Source organism: Litchfieldia alkalitelluris, from assembly GCF_002153425.1.
Classification (GTDB): Bacteria; Bacillota; Bacilli; order Bacillales; family Salisediminibacteriaceae; genus Evansella; species Evansella alkalicola.
The window spans coordinates 725374-747057 of record NZ_KZ119600.1; the positions used below are offsets into that span (position 1 = coordinate 725374).

General features: G+C 40.6%; 13 protein-coding genes. 12 read left to right on the forward strand and 1 reads right to left on the reverse strand.

Going from position 1 to position 21684, the window contains the following annotated elements:
* Window position 1: 1 nt before the first annotated feature.
* Window positions 2-1786, forward strand: coding sequence for a thiol reductant ABC exporter subunit CydD (gene cydD / locus BW724_RS03450; RefSeq protein ID WP_088073689.1), 1785 nt, complete (start codon window positions 2-4; stop codon window positions 1784-1786).
* On the forward strand, window positions 1773-3485 hold the full coding sequence (gene cydC, locus BW724_RS03455) for a thiol reductant ABC exporter subunit CydC (RefSeq protein ID WP_088073690.1): 1713 nt from the start codon (window positions 1773-1775) through the stop codon (window positions 3483-3485). Before cydD ends, cydC begins: the two co-directional genes overlap by 14 nt.
* Before the next feature lie 1481 nt (window positions 3486-4966).
* On the opposite strand, the gene BW724_RS03460 is transcribed toward cydC, so the two are convergent.
* Window positions 4967-6427 carry a glycoside hydrolase family 5 protein gene (locus BW724_RS03460; protein WP_088073691.1) on the reverse strand — a complete coding sequence of 487 codons (1461 nt, stop codon included), beginning with the start codon at window positions 6425-6427 and terminating at the stop codon, window positions 4967-4969.
* Window positions 6428-6821: 394 nt separating this feature from the next.
* Between BW724_RS03460 and BW724_RS03465 the strand changes: the two genes are divergently transcribed.
* The 10 genes from BW724_RS03465 (at window position 6822) to BW724_RS03510 (ending at window position 21658) form a co-directional block, all read left to right on the forward strand.
* The gene (locus BW724_RS03465) at window positions 6822-8174 is read left to right on the forward strand and encodes a GH1 family beta-glucosidase (RefSeq protein ID WP_088073692.1); all 1353 of its coding nucleotides are present in this window, start codon (window positions 6822-6824) and stop codon (window positions 8172-8174) included.
* Between the two features lie 190 nt (window positions 8175-8364).
* Complete coding sequence (locus BW724_RS03470) at window positions 8365-9690, forward strand: extracellular solute-binding protein (RefSeq protein WP_088073693.1); 1326 nt, start codon at window positions 8365-8367, stop codon at window positions 9688-9690.
* Between the two features lie 293 nt (window positions 9691-9983).
* Window positions 9984-10928 (forward strand): carbohydrate ABC transporter permease, encoded by a 945-nt coding sequence (locus BW724_RS03475; RefSeq protein ID WP_088073694.1) that lies wholly within the window; start codon window positions 9984-9986, stop codon window positions 10926-10928.
* Between the two features lie 13 nt (window positions 10929-10941).
* Window positions 10942-11790 (forward strand): carbohydrate ABC transporter permease, encoded by an 849-nt coding sequence (locus BW724_RS03480; RefSeq protein ID WP_088073695.1) that lies wholly within the window; start codon window positions 10942-10944, stop codon window positions 11788-11790.
* Between the two features lie 119 nt (window positions 11791-11909).
* Window positions 11910-12509 carry a YesL family protein gene (locus BW724_RS03485; protein WP_088073696.1) on the forward strand — a complete coding sequence of 200 codons (600 nt, stop codon included), beginning with the start codon at window positions 11910-11912 and terminating at the stop codon, window positions 12507-12509.
* A gap of 89 nt (window positions 12510-12598) precedes the next feature.
* Window positions 12599-13621: a LacI family DNA-binding transcriptional regulator gene (locus BW724_RS03490; RefSeq protein ID WP_088073697.1), complete on the forward strand. Its 1023-nt coding sequence runs from the start codon at window positions 12599-12601 to the stop codon at window positions 13619-13621.
* A gap of 1083 nt (window positions 13622-14704) precedes the next feature.
* Entirely contained in the window at window positions 14705-17575 is a 2871-nt protein-coding gene (locus BW724_RS03495) for a carbohydrate-binding domain-containing protein (protein ID WP_235848882.1), read from the forward strand.
* Between the two features lie 104 nt (window positions 17576-17679).
* Window positions 17680-19224: a gluconokinase gene (locus BW724_RS03500; RefSeq protein WP_088073698.1), complete on the forward strand. Its 1545-nt coding sequence runs from the start codon at window positions 17680-17682 to the stop codon at window positions 19222-19224.
* A gap of 2 nt (window positions 19225-19226) precedes the next feature.
* Window positions 19227-20570: a GH1 family beta-glucosidase gene (locus tag BW724_RS03505; protein ID WP_088073699.1), complete on the forward strand. Its 1344-nt coding sequence runs from the start codon at window positions 19227-19229 to the stop codon at window positions 20568-20570.
* A gap of 242 nt (window positions 20571-20812) precedes the next feature.
* Window positions 20813-21658 carry a DegV family protein gene (locus tag BW724_RS03510; protein ID WP_088073700.1) on the forward strand — a complete coding sequence of 282 codons (846 nt, stop codon included), beginning with the start codon at window positions 20813-20815 and terminating at the stop codon, window positions 21656-21658.
* The last annotated feature ends 26 nt before the right edge of the window (window positions 21659-21684 follow it).

Here is a 21684-nt window from a genome sequence, read left to right on the forward strand (position 1 = left end):
GATGATTGATAGAAGGTTAAATGACTGGGCGATAAAAAATAAGCGGTTAATGAGCGGCAATATTTTATTAAGCATTCTTAGTGGTGCAATCATTATCGGACAGGCATATGTCATTGCCACGATTGTACAGCTTGCTTTTTTACAAAAAGAGGGGTTGAGTTCTTTACTCCCCCTCTTTGCCCTCTTATTCACTCTCTTTCTACTAAGAAGCATCTTGGATTATGCAGTAGCCAAGGGGAATCTAAGATTTGCTAGCAAGATGAAGGGGATATTTAGGAAGAGTTTGATGGAAAAATATATTGGCTCCAGTGTGTTGCATGCGAACCGTTATAAAACAGGGGAGCAAGTGTCATTATACACAAGTGGTGTCGAGCAACTGGACGATTACTATCGAAGTTATCTTCCTCAGCTGATACAATCTTCCATCATTCCAGTGATGATACTAGTCGTAGTGTTTTTGAATAATGTCTATTCTGGATTAATCATGCTCATTACAGCTCCCCTCATACCCGTTTTTATGATGCTAATCGGGAGTATGGCGGAGAAGAAAACGCAAGAACAATTAGAGAGCATGCTGAGGTTTTCTGGACATTTCCTAGAAACTTTAAAGGGGATTGTTACTTTAAAGTTATTTGGCAGGAGTAAAACTCACGGGGAGCAGGTGAAACTGCGAAGTGATCAATTCACGGAAGCCACCATGTCAGTGCTCAAAATAGCTTTTTTATCTGCGTTGATGCTCGAGGTGTTGGCAACCATCAGTACCGCTATGATTGCGGTGGAAGTGGGGCTGCGTTTAGTATACGGCCAGCTAACGTTCCATACGGCATTCTTTGTGTTACTGTTGGCACCTGAACTCTATCAACCTTTAAAAAACCTAGGTGCTAGTTTTCATACAGGTAGAAATAGTATTGCTGCTGCAAAAAAAGTATGGGAAGTACTTGATGAGGAGGACAGGCCTGTTCAGTGGGGGGAAAAAGAACTTAATAGCCTTTCCAGAGTTAAAGAGTTAACGCTGAAAAATGTATCTTATCAATTGGAGCAACAGGGAAGAGTTGATGAGGGTAATGGTAACGGTTTGTCCGAAACTGCGGAGATTTTATCTGACATTTCGTTACAAATGACTAGAGGGCAGCGTGTGGCAATAATTGGTCCTAGTGGTGCTGGGAAAACGACGTTGTTGAAGGTGGTACTCGGACTCCTTTCCCCATCTGAGGGAGAGATATTGGTGAACGGAACTCCATTACCATTTTTTTCAGAAGAAGAGTGGTTATCACAAGTGGCTTATGTCGACCAGTTTCCCTATATATTTAGTGGCTCCATCTTTGATAATGTTGCATTAAGTAAGCCTGAGGCAAGTGAGAAGGAAGTTCAGAGGGCGTGTGAATTTGCAGGGGTGGACCTTTTCGTAAGTGAATTTTCTAACGGCTATGAAACTATCGTTGGTGAAGGGGGAAGGGGTCTGTCTGGTGGGGAAAAACAACGGATCGCATTAGCACGGGCATTTCTGAAACGTGCTCCCATTGTTGTTTTAGATGAACCAACGGCAGGATTGGATCTAGAAACAGAGGCTATCTTAACGAAGTCCATTGAAACCTTTAGTGAAGACGGAATGGTTCTAATGGTAGCCCATAGATTGCAGACGATCTTAAAAGCGGATGTTGTCTATCTTCTTGAAAATGGAAGGATTAAGGGAGCTGGGAGTCATGAAGAATTGATGACTGCATCGCCTGCGTATCAAAAAATGATGTCTGCTTATCAAGGGGGAGTGAGTCATGAAGTTTTATAGATTACTAAGGCTCATGACCAAAGAGAAAAAATATATCTGTTTGGCAATACTCTTTGGGTTTCTTGCAGCAATTAGTTCCATTGGACTTTTAGGTGCAGGGGGATATCTTATTTCCCAAGCTGCACTAGAGCCCCCTTTATATACATTGACCCTAACTATTATTGCAGTACGATTTTTTGGACTTCTTCGAGCAGGAAGCAGGTATGGGGAACGATATATGTCGCATAAGGCTACTTTCCGAATTCTTGGCAGGCTGCGAGCGTATGTATACGACCTACTCGAACCAGTTACTCCACAAATATTTTCTAAATATCGAAGTGGTGATTTACTGGCACGGATGGTTTCTGATGTAGACCGACTACAATTTTTTTTCCTAAAAGTTGTCTATCCGCCAGTAGTGATGGTCATTGTCTTTTTGCTCACAGGAATATTTTTGATCCGATTTTCCTTGTTGTTAACGGTTGTTCTATGGCTTGGTTTCTTTTTCGTGGCCATAGCAGTTCCAATGATTCTTTCTATGGTGCAAAAACGAATGAAGCCTGTCCTTAGGGAGAAAAATGGTGCATTATCAAATGAAGTAAGTGAACTCTTCTACGGATTCACTGATTTAAAAACGAATTTACAGCTATCGAAAAAAAATGAAGCAACGGAATATGAATCCGCGGAGCTAATTAACGCGCAAGAACGGGAACACATTGTTCAATTGAAGGGAGAGACTATTGCGAAGGGGATCTCCTTTATGGTTGCTTTGGGTGTGTTATTTCTTGGTGTTATGTTAGTGAATGCAGGCGAAGTAAATGGTGTCATGCTGGCGCTCTTAGTGTTAGTGAGCTTAACGGTGTTCGAAACGGCTACTCCGATGGTAGAATTGCCGGGGCATATCGAAGAAAGTCATGAAGCAGAGAGGAGAGTCTTTTCTGTTTCTGATCAAGATTTGAAGCCTATTGTGGAAAAGGGAGAGATTGGGGTTGCAAGTAGTAGATTCCCCCAATCCATCACTTTCCAGAATGTTTCATTTGCGTATCCAGGGAATGAAAGGTCGTCTTTGAAGGGTATATCATTCCGAGTAAATCCAGGTGAGAAGGTTGCCATCGTAGGCCCTAGCGGTTCTGGTAAAACAACGGTCCTCCAGTTATTACTTCAGTTTTACTATGGGTATTCTGGAGAAATTAATATTGGAAATCACGATATTAAGCTTATGAACGAAGAATCGACTAGGGAATTATTTAGCGTTGTGATGCAAGAAAATTATTTTTTTCAAGACACAGTTAAAAAAAATTTACTCTTAGCAAAACCTAATGGGACAGAGGCGGAGTTGAAGCGGGTACTAGAAGCAGTATCCCTTCAGAAACTCCCGCTGGAAACGATGGTAAATGGAATGGAGATATCAGGTGGAGAAAGGCAGCGACTTGCCATTGCTCGAATGCTGTTAAAGGATGCCCCAATTGTCCTGCTAGATGAGCTGACAACGGGAATTGATTCTATTACTGAACAGGAAATTTTCTCTGTACTTTGGCCACATGTTAGGGGGAAGTCTGTCATCTACATCACCCATCGCCTTCGTGACCTACATCTGATGGACAAAATCATTGTGATTGATAAGGGGCGTATTTTGGAGCAAGGGACTTATAAAGAGTTAATGAAAAAACAACATGGTTATTTTCGACGCTTGAAGCAACTGGAGCAAGAGCTTGTATAGACCAGTGCTTTAGTGTTTTGTAAAACAATTGTGTGTTTAAGTTGGCAACGGGATTTGGGTTCTGGGCATGTGGAATTGAGGAATTGTGGGTCTCTGGATCTGTGGAGTTATGGAGTTGAGAATTTTGGAAATGTGGAGTTGTGGACCTCTGGTTCCGGCAGTTTACACCTCTGGCCCTGTGGAATAGTGGAAGTGTTAAATTTTGGAATTTGGAGTTGTGGGCCTCTAGAGCTAAGCAACTGCAGTTTACGTGTCTGGGCCAGTGCACCTTGCAATTCGCACTTATGGACCTCGAGGCTCTGGTGCTCTGCACTTTGTAGCTTGGAATTCAACCTCAAAATTCGCCTGAAATATAAAACAAAGTGCTCCCTGTCATAAAAGTGATGGGGAGCACTTTTATTTATTGTATGGGGAACTTTCAGGGAGGGATAGTGCCCGAAGCCCGTGGCTCTCAGCAGTTCCCGGCACTATGAAGCCGAGATAGTGCCCGAAGCCCGTGACTCGAAGAAGCTCCGGGCAGTATGAAGCCGAGATAGTGCCCGAAGCCCGTGGCTCGTAGAAGCTCCGGGCACTATGAAGCCGTGAAAGTGCCCGAAGCAAGTGGCGCGGATATGCTCCGGGCAGTATGAAGCCGAGATAGTGCCCGAAGCCCGAGGCTCGCAGAATCTCCGGGCACTATGAAGCCGTGAAAGTGCCCGAAGCAAGTGGCTCGTAGAAGCTCCGGGCACTAAGAAGCCGAGATAGTACCCGAAGTGCGTGGCGCGGATATGCTCCGGGCACTAAGAAGCCGAGATAGTGCCCGAAGCGCGTGGCGCGGATCTGCTCCGGGCCCTAAGAAGCCGAGATAGTGCCCGAAGCCCGTGGCTCGTAGAAGCTCCGGGCACTATGAAGCCGTGAAAGTGCCCGAAGCAAGTGGCTCGTAGAAGCTCCGGGCACTAAGAAGCCGAGATAGTACCCGAAGTGCGTGGCGCGGATATGCTCCGGGCACTAAGAAGCCGAGATAGTGCCCGAAGCGCGTGGCGCGGATATGCTCCGGGCACTAAGAAGCCGAGATAGTGCCCGAAGCCCGAGGCTCGCAGAATCTCCGGGCAGTATGAAGCCGAGATAGTGCCCGAAGCCCGTGACTCGTAGAAGCTCCGGGCACTAAGAAGCCGAGATAGTGCCCGAAGCCCGTGACTCGTAAATGCTCCGGGCACTATGAAGCTGTGAAAGTGCCCGAAGCCCGTGACTCGCAAATGCTCCGGGCACTATGAAGCTGTGATAGTTCCCGAAGCCTGCGCCCTGAAGCACCTCCGGGCACTAACAAGCAGGAATAGTGCCCGAAGTCCGCGCACCGCAGCACCTTCGAGCACTAACATCAAAAAAAATACCGGGCGGTTTTTGCCCGGTATACTCATAAATTAGTATTGTGTTCAAATCTATCTAATCGAACTAAATTTTCCAAATAATTATATGATTTCACTTAGGCTGACAAATAAAATCTAATTAGAGTGTTTTTCGATTATTTTAGCCAGGCCATCGTTTACTTTACAATGCTTCAAAGAAAATGATTGCAATACATCATCAAGTTTTTCCTCAGACATCCCTTTAAACAGTTTTACAAACTGAGGTTGCAACACTGCGGCAACATAATTCGTTAAAGTCGCCCGTGAAAGGCAATTTAAATTAGCACCTGCGTGGAACTCCTTATCGTCAATCACGTTTGCCATCAACTGACTCATTTCCTTCAGTTGCTTTTTGATAGGGGGCTCTGGTAACCACGACATCCAATCGTCCGTTCCTAATTGCTGCTTCTTATGGATAAATCCTTCGATTAACTGCATATAGTCTGACCTTTCATCTAGGGTGACTAACCCCATCACCCCCACATCTTTATAAGTCCAGGTAGACCAATGGGCGCCATGCTCCTCAAACACTGCAATTTGGTCATCCATTGCTCGCAGTCTGTCTTGTACTTCCGAGGCGAGGCCATTATAAACGGAACCAAACTCTCCAACCCAGAGGGGAACTTGATGCTGTTTCGTATATACGGTCCCTTCATGTTGTGTAAAAACTTCAGTTTGCTTTTCTTTATTCCAGAAGGAAGTAGTATTTTCATTAAATTTCGTAGCAGTGATTTCTCCAGGGTATGCCCCTGGACCAAAGCCTGCAGCGGTATAATTATGACTGCTATATACAAGATCTTCTGCAAAAGGTGCTTCAAGCCCACTAAAAAGGACGGAGTATTTATCCCCTTCCAAAAAGATAATGTGGTCTGGATCAATCTTTCGGATAGCTTCCACTGTTTGTCGATAAACACTATTCATTTTTTCCCAATCAGGTTGATAGTTTTGAAAAAAGCTGTGTGGCAAATCACCATGTGGCGTGTTAACGCAAGGCTCATTCATGATATTATAGCCAGCAATCACGCCTCTGCCCTTGTATCGTCTTGCGAATTCTTCCCATAATGCAATAAAACGATTTTGATAGTCCGCGTTATCCCAAAAGAGGCTGTGATTCACATCATTATCAGAGTGCCAATGGGCATTTTGAAACCCTTGAGCGGCATGCATATCTAAGATGACGTATAGTCCATGTTTTTCGCATAGATTAATAATAGTATCAAGTCTTTGAAATCCCTCTTCAATATAATTGTAAGGGTTTTCATCATTTTCGAAATGACGATAGTTCAGCGGGATTCGGATAGAGTTCATGCCAGTATTTTTGATAAAAATAATGTCGTCTTCGTTGAAAAAATGGTTGAGAAAACGATCGAAGAAAAATGTCGCTTTGTTTTTCCCGAGTGTTTCATTAAATAATTCCCTTAATGTATGTTCACTTCCACAATGGCCAGTAATGAAGTCCTCCATATTCATCCAGCCGCCAATACCAGTTCCCCTTAGTTGAATGTTTTGTTGAGATTGATTAATGATTTTGCCACCTTTAACTTGTAGTAACTCCATAAACACAGCCTCCTTTGATGTGAAAAACTGACTTACTACCATTCTATCATACAGTAGGAGCAGCGGAATGACGGTGTTTGTAATTCATGTTACAAAGAAGTTTAAATTTTGTAAAATTAGTATTGCAATTTAAAATACCTGGGATTATAATGATTACGAAAGCGGTTTCTTAGTTAAAAATGGAAAACTGTTTTATGACTTATTTTGAAGTAGTGTTGTTATTTATAGTGAACTCAGTTTTTTTATAGGTAAGATATTATAATATAAATTAAATATATTATATTTTTATATCATTTTTCCGAAAGCGCTTTTGTAAAAACTCACATAGCACGCTTTTAGGAGGTGATTAGAAACTTTAGTATCAAAATATGATTTTATGAAAGGGGTTTCATAAATGGCGATTATACAATTTCCGAAAGATATGAAATGGGGTACAGCAACAGCCTCCTATCAGATAGAAGGGGCTGCAAATGAAGGAGGGCGAGGGCCGTCCATCTGGGATACCTTCTCTAAGACTCCAGGTAAGGTAATGAATGGTGATAATGGGGATATAGCATGTGACAGTTATCACCGTTATGAAGAAGATATTTCGTTAATGAAAGAACTAGGAATTACAACGTATCGCTTCTCTGTAGCCTGGCCGAGAGTTTTGCCAAACGGAACAGGGGAAGTGAACCAAGAGGGATTGGATTTTTACCATCGGTTTATTGATAAATTGTTAGAAAATAATATTGAGCCAATGTGCACCTTATATCATTGGGACTTACCGCAAGCATTGCAGGACATAGGTGGGTGGAATAATCGAGAAACAATTGATGCCTTTGTTGAATATGCAGAGCTTATGTTTAATGAGTTTAATGAAAAAATAAAGTGTTGGATTACAATAAATGAACCGTGGTGTGCGTCATTCTTATCCAATTACATAGGGAATCATGCACCGGGATTGCAGGATTTACAATTAGCTACAAATGTAGCCCACCATCTATTAGTAGCACATGGGAAAGCTGTTAAAAAGTATCGTGAAATAGGTGTTGAGGATGGCCAGATTGGTTACGCCCCAAACGTTGAGTGGAACGAGCCATACAGTGACAAGCAAGAGGATATAGAGGCATGCTACCGTGCAAACGGATGGTTTATAGAATGGTTCATGGATCCAGTTTTCAAAAGTGCTTATCCAGAAAAGTTAGTGAAGTGGTTTGAGGAGACTGAGGGAGTTACTGTCCCTATTTTAGAGGGAGATATGGAGACGATCTCTGAAAAAATTGACTTTTTAGGAATCAATTATTATACAGGAAGTGTTTCTCGGTTCAATAAAGACGGTGGACTTTTTCAGCATGAACGAGTAGATCAAGGGTATCAAAAAACAGATATTGGTTGGAACATCTATCCTGAAGGTTTCTACCATGTTCTTAAATACATTAAGGATAGCTACGGTAATATTCCGATTTATATAACAGAGAATGGTTCTTGTTATAACGAAGAACCTGAATCTAATGGTCGAGTGAAGGACGCTGGGCGCGTCAATTACTTGAAACAACACCTTACAGCATTAAACCGTGCCATGAGTGCGGGGGTCAATATTAAAGGCTATCTTACTTGGTCCTTGTTGGATAACTTTGAGTGGGCCGAAGGATATACAATGCGATTTGGAATTGTCTATGTTAATTATCGAACCTTAGAGCGTGTGAGAAAAGATAGCTTCTATTGGTACAAACAAATAATTGATAACAATTTTTTTGAAGTATAAAGTCACCCATTCATTTTAATTTAATATATTTATGTAGTTTTCGAAAGCGCTTTATGTTGTTGGATGATTTGTGTAATTTTTCGATGGTTCATTTTCAATTCTAAGCTTGATAAGGGGGTGAATTCACTAGCCTGACGGTATCTGTTGCACTGTTTTTGTAAAATTAAAAAATTGCAAGGGGGAAAAAGTAATGTCAAAGTTTTTAAAGCTTTTTGCTGTAATGATTTTAGGGATTCTATTAGTTGTTGCCTGTAATGGAGATGATGATGCAGAAACAACTGGCGGAGGAGATCAGGACGGAGACGCAGACGACGGAGAAGAAGTGAGTACTGAAAGCTTCGGTGATGGTGAAATTGAACTTGTTTTCTGGGAATTCGGAAACACTGGTTATGATGTTCTGATTGAAGAATATATCGCTGATAACCCACATATATCTATCAATCTTCAAAACAGCGATATGGACGATAATCACGATAATTTATTCACGTCTATCTCCGCTGGATCAGGGGCACCTGACATTGCGATGGTAGAAGTAGGGGCAATAGAAAGATTCCGAGCTGCTGGTGACTCTTTTCATAACTTATTAGATTTCGGTGCTGGAGATGTGGAAGGGAACTTTTTAGATTGGGTATGGAGAACTGCACAAAGTGCTGACCAATCTACTGTGCTAGGCTTACCGACTGATATTGGACCTACAGTAATGTTTTATCGCACAGATGTTATTGAAGAGGCAGGATATGACTCTTCTCCTGAGGCGGTTAGTGAATTAATGTCTACTTGGGATGATTTTGCTGCATTTGCTCAAGAATTGCATGACAAAACTGGTAAGCAAATTGCAGATAACTTTGATCTTATCTATAACGCGAAGCGTGACCAATTAACTGAGCAGTATTTTAATACAGATGGTGAGTTGGTTCTTGAAGGTAATAGCGGACTGAAAGAAGCTTACGATTATACTGTAGATCTATTAGAAGCGGGTCTAATTGGTGATTATGGACTCTGGTCTGGTGAATGGTTTGCTGGTATGGGTGATGGCTCATACGCAACAATGTTAGCTCCAGCTTGGATGCAAGGGGTAATAAAGGATAATGAGCCAGAAGAAGGTGTTTGGTCCATTACCACAATGCCTGAAGGTGCTGGTAACTGGGGTGGTTCATTCTTAACAATCCCATCTGAAACAGAGCATGCAGAAGAGGCTTATGCATTCATTGAATGGTTAACAGCTCCTGAACAGCAATTGAAAGCGTTCTTAGGATACGGTTTATTCCCATCAGCTCCAGCTGTATATGACATGCCAGAATTTATTGAATATGAAGATGACTACTTCGGTGGTATTCCAACAGCAGTCATTTTCTCAGAAGCAGCGGAAGCGGTTGTCCCTGTTTATAAAGGAAGATACTTCCAGCCTGTAGATGATGAAATCAAAGAAGCGTTTGAAGATGTAGCAGCCGGTACAGATCCAGAGGAAGCATGGGAAGGTGCTTTTGATAGGATCCAGAGAATCGTTGATAGATAATCCTTCGTTTTCCGTGGGTGGCTGGTGAGCCTCCTCCAAATTACGCCTAAAAACTTGCCCACGTCCTGTGGGCAACGGCGTAATGTCGGCGTCATGCCGCATTCATCTGCGAGGTCTCACCCCTGCCATTCTTTCCACAAAAACGAAGAGAGCATCACGAATGTGCTTAGAATTATCTTGGCTGATTCGTTATAACAACTAATATTAAAAAATATAAGTTGAAGGGATTCTCACTTATAATATTTAATACCTTTTTGCTAGATTAAAGATAGTTCTTTGAAGGGGGGAAAACAATGGAACCCGTGGTAAAAGGGGATACAAAAACACCAACGGTTAAAGGTGGACGGTGGACAGAGAAGAAAAAGACAGCTTTAGCTTCCTATACCTTTATTTCACCGTTCTTTATTTTATTCACAATATTTGGCTTGTTCCCTATGGTCTTTAGTTTTTACTTATCTTTCTTTCGGTGGGATGGCTTAACCCCAATGGAGTATGTAGGCTGGAGGAACTTTGAATTTATTTTCTCCGATCCTCTGTTTTTCTCATCAATAAAAAATACCTTTCTTATCGGGATCATGGGTACACTTCCTCAAATTTTCATAGGTATTTTATTAGCGTTTGCTTTAAACTCTGCGTTGGTCCGATTTAGGAATACATTCAGAACACTTATTTTTTTGCCATATATTACATCAATTGTAGCTGTAGCGATTATTTTTGGTGTTGTATTTAATAATCAGGATTTTGGTTTTGGAAACTATATTTTATCTCTTTTTAACATTGATTCTGTAAGATGGAATACGGAATATTGGCCTGTTAAGATCGCCATTTCAACAATGGTATTCTGGCGATGGGTAGGGTATAACACAATCATTTTCCTAGCTGGCATGCAGAGTATTCCTAGGGAATTGTATGAGGCTGCTAAAATTGATGGTGCTTCTGTATCACAGCAAATCAGGTTAATTACAGTCCCTATGTTGAAGCCGTTTATATTATTTGTTGTTTTTACTGCAACAATTGGAAGTTTTCAGTTATTCACTGAGCCATTAATTTTCTTAGGAAGAGGGTTACGTGAAGAAGGTATTACAATGGTAGCCTATTTATGGAGAGATGCCTTTGTTCTCAACTCATTTGGTACAGCATCAGCAGCTGCTATTGTATTATTTTTGATCATTATTTTCATAACGGCGTTAAATTTACTGATTACCAATCGTATTGGCCGTACTAAGAAATTAAGTTAGGAGGAGGTTCAGGATGGCTGCGCAAAAAGAAGTCGGGTCCAAATTTTCACTTCGTAAACTATTTGTATATGTCTTTTTAGTTCTTGGATCATTGTTATCTCTCTTTCCTTTTTATTATATGTTTGTCTTTGCAACACGAATAAACAGAGAAATCAATCAAGTGCCACCACCATTTACACCTGGGACTGATCTTGTTGCTAACTTTCAAAAAGTACTAGATTCGATTGATTTCTTTGGTGCCATGTGGAATTCCTTGGTTGTGTCATCAGCCGTAACATTCGGAACCTTGTTCTTGTGTTCCTTGGCAGGCTATACATTCGCGAAATTAAATTTTAAAGGGAAGAACATTTTTTTCATAGCGATTTTAGTTACAATGATGGTTCCACCTCAGCTTGGATTAATACCACAGTATTACATTATCACAACGTTAGGGTGGTTAAATGACTACCGAGCCATTATCGTTCCTGGTTTAATCAATGCCTTTGGGATCTTTTGGATGAGACAATATATTAAAGAAGGTGTACCTTTTGAATTGATAGAGTCTGCCAGAATTGATGGCTGTTCCCATTTTAGGACGTACTGGAATATAGTTGTTCCAATGATATTACCTGCCTTTGCCACTTTAGGTATCATTGTATTTATGCAAGTGTGGAACGACTTTTTATGGCCGTTAGTAGTGTTAAGAGACCCAGCGATGCACACTTTACAAGTCGCATTGCGTTCACTAAATGATGCCCGGCAAATTGATTATGGGATGATTATGTCAGGTACATTTTGGGCGACAGTCCCATTAATAATCGTTTTCCTAATGTTTAATCGCCTATTCATTGATAGTTTATCAGCGGGTGCTGTAAAAAGTTAATGTTGGTTGCTTTGAGATCAAGGACCTCTACTTATTATGAAACAATAGTCTTTTTATCAAATTAATTTATTTTGTTGTTCTAATACGGTAAAATGAAATTACATTTTGAGGTGGCTGAAATGGGCAAAATAATGGAGATCGCAGAAGTTATCTATAAGTTTGTTGCTCTTAATTTTTTGTGGTTATTATTCTTTATACTGGGGCTTGGTATATTTGGTTTTATGCCAGCAACTGTGGCCCTTTTCTCTATTATTAGGGATTGGCTAAAAGGGGAAAAGGATATACCGCTTTTTTCTAGCTACCTAAAATACTTCAAATTAGAATTCATTCGTTCAAATATAGTCGGTCTCCCTTTTTTAGTTATATTTTATGTCATCTATGTTAACTTTTCTTTTGTTTCTTACTATTATAGTGATGGAGTTCAATTGTACATTTATATTGTGTTGAGCGCTGTTGCAATCGTGGTTTTAATGACCTTTGTTAATTTATTTTCTGTGATGGCGCATTACGAGTTTAAAGGGTTACAATATATTAAAGTAGCAGTAGGATTGGTGTTTTATAATCCTTTTAAAACATTGATGCAAGTGATTTGGATTATGGCTTATTTATTAATAGCTATTTTCCTTCCGAAATTATTTATTGTGATTGGAGTCAGTGTTTTTGCTTATATACTGATGGGAATGAATTACACTTTTTTTCAAAGGTTTAATGCTGCATAATTACGATGTTTGAGTTGAGTTTATAGGGGGATTATTTAGGTTCAGTTTTTGAAATCTATGCGACGTTTCATTAATAAGGGGAATGACGAATGACAACAATATATGATATTGCTAAAAAGACTGGGTTTTCCATATCCACTGTATCAAAGGTACTAAATAATTACACTGATGTAGGGGATAAAACTAGAAAAATTATAAATGATGCTGTTAAAGAAATGGGATATTACCCTAGCTCAAGTGCAAGAACTTTATCTACAAAGAAGTCTTGGACAATTGGGGTAGTGAATGTGGAGAAGCTAGGATTAGAACACCCGTTTTTCAGTGGTGTTATTGAATCGTTTATGAAAAAAGTAGAGGCTGCCGGCTATGATCTTCTGTTTGTTTCTGACAAAATCGGTAATAAATCACAAACCTATTTAGATCATTTCCGTTATCGTGGTGTAGATGGCGTCATTATCGTTTGTATTTCAAAAGACGATCCCTATATGGATATGTTAATAGAGTCTGAAATACCAACGGTTTTAATTGATATTGAAAGCAGAAAAGCTAGCGTTGTCAGCAGTGATAACCATTATGGGAGTGAGCTCGCAGTCAATTATTTAGCATCATTAGGTCATAAGAAAATCGCGCATATCAGTGCTGAAGAAAGATTGTTAGCAGGAGCTCACCGGCTGGAAGGCTTCATGCAGGCGATGAAAAAAAATGATCTACACATTCAAGATGGATATATTGTTAGTGGTGGCGTCTTCACTATTGAAGGTGGCAAAGAAGCGATGGAAAGGCTTCTGGACTTATCAGAGCCCCCAACTGCAGTTTTTGCTGCTGGTGACTTAATGGCTCTTGGTGCCCTAATGGCCATTAGGGAGCGCGGATTAGATGTTCCAAATGATATTTCCCTAATCGGCTTTGACGATCTCCAGATGATTCAATATACGACACCAGCTTTGACGTCTATAAAACAGGATACGGCTTTAATTGGCAGAACTGCTGCAACCATTTTACTAGAACAAATGAACAATGAGGATGAGCCACAGCAGCATGTATCCGTTAAGGTCCCAGTATCCCTTGTGGAACGGGATTCATGTAAAAAATTAACTCCTGTAAAGAACTAATTTAGATTGTGGTTCGATTCGATGTAAATAGTGTTTCTATACTGGACTGATAAAACATCTCGCTTGTTTGATATAGCGAGGTGTTTATTTGTTTTGGTGTTGTTTTTTGGTGTTGAGCAAACTTCTTGGTCTGAGTTTAAGTTGATAAGCGCACGCACGCGAAAAATTTATGTGTTTAAGTGTTGCATACTAAGGAACAGTTTTTGAATTTTGGCACGGGAATAGGGCGATAAGGTATAAAGCAAGGTCATACCGACAGATTTGAAGATTTGAAAATGAAAACAGTCGATAAGAGGGGTTCATACCGACAGATTTGAAGATTAGAAAAGGAAAACAGTCGATAAGAGGAGCTCATACCGACAGATTTGATGTTTGAAAACGGAAAACTGTCGATAAGAGGGGTTCATACCGACAGATTTGAAGATTAGAAAAGGAAAACAGTCGATAAGAAGGGCTCATACCGACAGATTTGTAGTTTTGAGAATGAAATCTGTCGATAAGAGGGATTCATACCGACAGATTTGAAGATTTGAAAATGAAAACAGTCGATAAGAAGGGCTCATACCGACAGATTTGAAGATTTGAAAATGAAAACAGTCGATAAGAGGAGCTCATACCGACAGATTTGAGATATTTCCACATCAAACAGTCGATAAGCCAAGGCTAATCAAGAGAATTTGCCAAAAAAAGATATGATAAGCTGCTCAATTAAATGAACGAGTATAAACTACTAAAATAGATTGAGCTTGATATTTATATAGGAAACTATTGTTAATTTTTTTGTGTTCATTTATAATTGTACGTAAGCGCTTTCGTAGTTTTATATACTTAAGTTTAATGAATTGGGAATTTAATGAGTTAGCGTTGTGGTCGTTTGAAAACCATATTGCGCTAATGTTTAGGAGGAGATAACCGCTTTAACCAGGAAAGAAGAAATAGGCACATAGTATTGCTAGAAATATGTTTTTTTCGAAAGTTTACGAAAGCGTTTTCGCGAACGTAAGCCGAACAAACCAAAAATTAATCAACTGTGAACCACACCTAGAAGATCAAATAATAAATTTGTTTTAGGAGGGAATCACGTTGTTCAAAATTAAAAAAAAGTATGTCCGGTATTTTTCAATATTTATGACTGTATTATTAATAGGGGCTCTGTTTGTGCCAGCTATTGGGGCTGAAGAATCTTCAGATGAAGAAGAGGATCCAATCGTTGCGCCACTTCCTATAGAAGAACGGCCACACGAGTCAAACTATGATGCTTACCCAAGTTTACTAGATAGTGGTGTGAGTGACAGAAGACCGTCTACTGCTGGTGCACTTGAAGTGAAGGAAGTTGATGGCGTAAAAACTTTAGTTGATGAGTCTGGAACGCCAATTCAACTGAGGGGAATGAGCACTCACGGCCTACAGTGGTTTGGTGAGATTGTAAATGATAACGCTTTCTCCGCACTAGCAAATGATTGGGATTCCAATATGATTAGACTCGCTATGTACGTTGGGGAAACTGGGTATGCAACGAATCCAGAGATGAAGGATTTAGTAGTCGAAGGAATTGAATTAGCCTTTAAGCACGATATGTATGTCATCGTGGATTGGCACGTTCATGCCCCTGGCGACCCGCGTGCTGATGTTTATTCTGGGGCTTATGAATTCTTTGAGGAACTTGCAGACGACTATAAGGATCATCCGAAGTCCCATTATATCATTTGGGAGCTTGCGAATGAGCCGAGCTCAAATAGTAATGGAGGTCCCGGTATACCAAACGATGAAGAAGGTTGGGAAGCTGTGAAGGAATACGCAGATCCAATTGTGGAGATGCTCCGTGAAAAAGGAGATAACATCATTTTAGTAGGGAGTCCGAACTGGAGTCAACGCCCAGATTTAGCGGCGGATAATCCGATTGAGGCAGAAAATATCATGTATTCTGTCCATTTCTATACAGGAACACATCACGGTACAGATGACAGTTATCCAGATGGAACTCCGAGTGAAGATCGTTCAAATGTCATGGCTAACGCGAGATATGCTTTAGAAAATGGCGTTGCTGTTTTTGCAACAGAGTGGGGAGTAAGTGAGGCCTCTGGTGATAATGGACCATTCTTAAATGAAGCGGATATTTGGCTCAACTTCCTAAACGAAAACAATATTAGTTGGGCGAACTGGTCATTAACGAATAAAAATGAAACTTCAGGTTCCTTTATACCGTTTGTCTTAAATGAAACTAATGCGACTGATTTGGATCCTGGTGATGATCAAGTTTGGGAGATCGAAGAATTAAGTGTATCAGGGGAATATGTAAGGGCGCGAATTAAAGGGATTGAGTATGAGCCAATTGATCGGACTCCTAGGGAGGACTTTACGGAAGTCATTTGGGATTTTAATGATGGCACCACGCAAGGGTTTGGTGTGAATAGTGACAGTCCTGTTGAGGCGACGCTAGAGAATGCCAATAATACACTAAAAATTACTGGTCTTGATGCAAGTAATGATTTAGGTGCCGAAGGGGAGGCATATTGGGGTAATCTTCGGATTTCTGCTGATTCTTGGGGAAGTTCAGTCGATTTGATAGGAGCTGAGCAGTTAAAAATTGACGTACTTGTAGAGAACCCAACGACTGTCGCAATGGCCGCTATTCCACAGAGTAGCCAATACGGTTGGGCAAATCCAGCTAATAATTCTATCGTTGAAGAGAGTGATTTCGAGGAATCCGAGGATGGATTATATAAAGCAACTATAACTATTACAAGAGATGACTCTCCTAATCTTGATAACTTAGCAACTGACCCAGAAGGAAGTGTAATGAATAATATTATCTTATTTATTGGAACAGACAATGCTGATGTGATCTACCTTGATAATATTGCAGTTTCTGGTAACCGTGAATTTATTCCAGACCCTGTGGAACATGATCCAATTGGGGAGGCGACTTTGCCTTCTGACTTTGAAGACGGTACACGACAAGGTTGGCAGTGGAGTTCGGATTCAGGTGTAAGGACGGAGCTCACAATAAAAGAAGCCAATGGTTCCAATGCACTTTCTTGGGAATACGCTTATCCCGAAGTGAAGCCAGGTGATGGTTGGGCATCTGCCCCGCGTCTAGATTTTTGGTACGAAAACTTAGTTCGAGGAGATAATGAGTTTGTTGCCTTTGATTTCTACCTAGATCCAGTAGAAGGGCGAGCAACAGAAGGGGAAATTGAAATCAATCTTACATTCCAACCACCGAGCTCAGGCTACTGGGCCCAATCTGATGATGTATTTATCATTGATTTAGAAAACTTGAGTGAAGCAACAATCACAGAGGACGGCTTGTATCATTTTGAAGTAGAAATCGATATGACTAATATCGAAAATCTGCAAGATGATACGGAATTACGTAACATGCTACTTATTTTTGCAGATGTAGAAAGTGATTTTGCTGGACGCGTTTTCGTGGATAACATCGGATTTGATATGTCTTTAGAGAAAAAAGTAGAAGTATTAGAAAAGCAGGTGCTAGATTTAGTACTTGAGCTAGAAGCAATTGAAGCCTCTGGTAAAGAAGCAATCCAAGAGTTAGAAGCCAAAATAGCCGATCTTGAAGCACAGTTATCTGCACTCCAAGATGAAGCGGTAAGCAAGGAACTAGAGGAACTGCAGCAACTTGTTCAAGAGCTATTAGACCAAATCGCTTCATTAGAATCACGACTTAAAGAGCTTGAAGACCTTGATGAAGACCCGCCGAATGGGGATCACTCAGATGGTGATGATGAATCTGGTGGAGAGCCTGGAACTGGAGAAGGAACTTCAGGAAGTTCGCCAGGCGGAACATCAAATGATGGTAAGACAGCTGATGGTGAAAAGCTACCTGATACGGCAACAAACATGTTCAACTATTTGTTACTAGGATTATTGTTATTGGTTGCTGGTATTGTTGTTTACGTGAAAGCTAGGAAAACATCAATAGATTCCTAATTAAAAAAACTGGAAGCAACCAACTTTAAATGGACGGACCCTCTCCGATTTAGGAGGGGGTCACCCGTCTGAAACACGAATCGATAGTGAAAAAGGTGAGGTAGATGAGAGAAAAGGAAGTTGTCATTGGACTCGACATTGGGACGACAAGTACGAAAGCCGTAATTTATGAACTTCCAAATCTAAAATTACTCGGTGTGAAATCTGTACCATATCCTACACTACACCCCAAATTAGGCTGGGCAGAGCAGGAGCCAAATGTCATTTTAGGTGCTGTTATTGAGTGTATAAACCATGTTCTTCAGTCCCACGCAGCTCGTTCAACAACACCAACTCACTTAATCGCAGTTGGATTAAGTGCCCATATGCATTCTCTTATTGCAGTAGATTATGATGGTAGTCCCCTTACCAACTGTTTGTTGTGGGCAGATACTAGAAGTGAAAATGAGGCGAATTTTATAAAAAATCATTTAGATGGTGAGCAACTTTATCAGCGGACTGGCACACCTATCCATCCCATGACCCCATTTTCGAAGCTACTTTGGTTGAAAAAAAATAATCATGAAGTTTTTCAGAGAGCAGCTAAGTTTATTTCCATAAAAGAATATATATTGCACCAATTATTTAATCAATACGTCATTGATTACGGCACTGCCTCAGCAACTGGAATGTTTAATATCAATAAAAAAGAATGGGATAAGGACATTCTGCAATCTATTGGCATTCGGGAAGAGCAACTATCCACGATTGTTCCACCGACTTATGTTTTGAAAAAAATGAAACTGTCCTATGCAGTGGAAATGGGAATTCAGCCTGGAACGCCGTTCGTCATCGGACTTTCAGATGGAGCGGCGGCAAACATTGGTGTTGGGGCTCTGGGTAAAGGGAGTGCCGTAGTAACAATTGGAACAAGTGGTGCCATAAGAACCCTTTCAGATTCGCCAAAGGTTGATAAGGCAGGAAGGACCTTTTGTTATGCCGTGACAGACGAAACGTGGCTAATTGGTGGGGCGACCAATAATGGAGGAAACGTTTTGCAATGGATAAACCATCATTATGGTGATTCATCAGGCAATGTTGACGCGCTTATTGAAGCAGCAGAAACAGTTCCACCTGGATCCCGCGGATTAGTATTTCTACCTTTCCTTTATGGGGAACGAGCTCCTTACTGGAATGCAAATGCTAAGGGATCATTTATCGGAATCACTCATCAGCATAAGCGGGAGCATTTTATTCGTGCTGCATTGGAAGGGATCATTTACAGCATCTACTCGATAGGGAAATTATTAGAAGAGAACACACAGCCCATCAAGGATATCATCGTTTCTGGCGGCTTTGCGAGATCGGCCCTTTGGAGGCAGATACTTTCTGATGTTTTCGGGAAAAAAGTCCATGTTCCCGTTAGCCATGAAGCTTCCTCCTTAGGTGCTGCAGCAATCGCTTTATATAGCCAAGGCTTCATACGTGATTTGACTGATGTGAAAAAATGGGTGGACATTCGTCACACACATCAACCTAAAACTGTGAATCATGAAGTGTATGGGGAGATTTTCGCTGTTTATGCTAATCTCTATGAAAAATTGAAAGGTGAGTTTGATGTGATTTCGGAGTTGCAACGGAAGTTAAGCAATGGAAAGGGAGGAAACTAAGAATGATTCAATTTCCGAAAGATTTTGTATGGGGAACGGCCACTTCATCATATCAGGTTGAAGGTGCAGTAAGGGAGGATGGTCGCGGTGAAACGATTTGGGATCGCTTTTGTAGAGTTCCAGGCAAGGTGAGAAATAAAGAGAATGGTGACGTGGCATGCAATCATTATCATTTATTTGAAGATGACATTGACTTAATGAAATCGCTGAATATTCAATCCTACCGTTTTTCAGTGGCGTGGTCTCGCATTTTTCCAGAGGGTACTGGGAGTGTGAATGAAAAAGGACTCGATTTTTACAAACGAATGGTCAATAAGCTGTTGGAAAACGATATTGAGCCTCTACTTACGCTGTATCATTGGGACTTACCACAAGCCCTGCAGGACAAAGGTGGCTGGACCAATAGGGATATGACAGACTACTTTACAGAGTACGCCAGCTGTTTGTATCAAGAGCTAGGGGACGTGGTAAAAAAATGGGGGACGCATAATGAACCGTGGGTTGTTTCTTATAAAGGTTACTCATTAGGGAATAGTGCACCAGGCTATTTGGACTTCCGATCCCACTTAATGGCTGCTCATCACTTGATGTTATCCCATGGCAAGGCAGTAAAGGCATTTAGAGAGTTAGGCCCTAATAATGGGGAAATTGGTATTACACTTAATATTGAGCCAACCTACCCGTTGGAAGATACAGAGGAATGTTTTCAAGCGGCAAAAATAAAGGATGGCTTCCAAAATCGGTGGTTTATGGATCCGGTGATGAAGGGGAAGTATCCTGCAGATATGGTGGATTTGTATTCGAAGTTTGAGTCATTTCAATTTATTAAGGACGGCGACTTGAGTACTATATCGCAGGCAATGGATTTCCTAGGAGTAAACTATTATTCTATTGCTACAAACAAGAAGGGCACCGATGGCGAACTTGGCTTTCTCGGAGTAGAATCTGTAAAAACTGGCAAGGATCAAACGTTTATGGGGTGGGAAGTGGAGCCTCAGGGACTGGTGGATACATTGTTGCGAATAAAAAAGGATTACGGTGATATTCCATTATATATTACTGAGAATGGTGCCGCTTATGATGATCAAGTGGAGGAGGATGGCTCCATCCAGGATGATGATCGATTGGAATTTGTTCAAATGCATTTGAGTGCCTGTAAAGAAGCAATTGTAAGAGGTGTGAATTTAAAAGGCTATTATCTATGGTCGTTCATGGACAATTTTGAGTGGAGATATGGTTATTCTAAGCGTTTTGGTATCGTTAGAGTAGACTATGAAACACTAAAGCGAACTCCTAAGAAGAGTGCCTATTGGTATAAGCGAGTGATAGAGGAAAATGGATTTTAATAGACGGCTCTGTGAAAAAATTGAAGTTGCTTTTTGAACAGTTTGATTGAAACGAAGGTGCTTGACGTACGTGGAAAAAGCAATGATATGAAGCCCCAGCAGATAAAGGAGGGTGAAGCATTGCACGCGGCAAGGGAGTATCCTGAAGTGGGAATCAACTTTGAACAAATAATGAACTTAAAGGGTTTCCTATGCAATTGTCGAATACACCTCATAATGAATTAATATATGAGGTGAATGGCATGGGAACAATAAAAATAACTAGTGACAGTACATGTGATTTATCAGAAGAGTTAATTGGAAAATACGAGATTGATACCGTTCCACTCTATATAAACTTAGGTGAAGAGTCATATAAAGACATGGTGGAGATCAAGCCATCGGATATTTTTTCGTACGCAGATAAAACAGGAACTCTCCCTAAAACATCTGCCGTTACAATTGGTGATTATATAGAATTGTTTTCTAAATACACCAATTCACATGATGCCATCATTCATATTAACTTAGGGCAAGGGTTCTCGAGTTGTTATCAAAATGCAACGATAGCAGCAAAGGATTTTGAAAATGTTTATGTTGTAAATTCAGCTAATTTAAGCTCTGGAACTGGCCATCTTGTGATTGAAGCAGCCATCATGGCCCAAGAGGGAATTCCTGCAAAAGAGATTGTTGAAAGATTAGAAGAGTTAGCTAATAGGGTAGAAGCTAGCTTTGTCATTGATACGTTGGATTATTTACGTATGGGGGGAAGATGTTCCTCTGTAGCGGCGTTAAGTGCCAATTTGTTAAATATAAAACCGAGTATTGAAGTAATGAATGGTGCAATGGAGGTTGGGAAAAAATATCGTGGTCGCTTTGAGAAGGCGATTCCAAAATATATTGCAGACAGGTTAAATGAACGCAATGATATTATTCCAGACCGTATTTTTATCACCCATACAGGTTGCTCCGAGGAGCTTGTAGATAAAACCAAGGAGTTAGTAAAGGAGCATTATGCCTTCTCTGAAATTCATGAAACTACTGCCTCCTGTACTATTTCGAGCCATTGTGGTCCTGGCACGTTAGGGATACTGTTTATTAGGAAATAAGGTAGGGGTTAGGGCTCAACATAGAG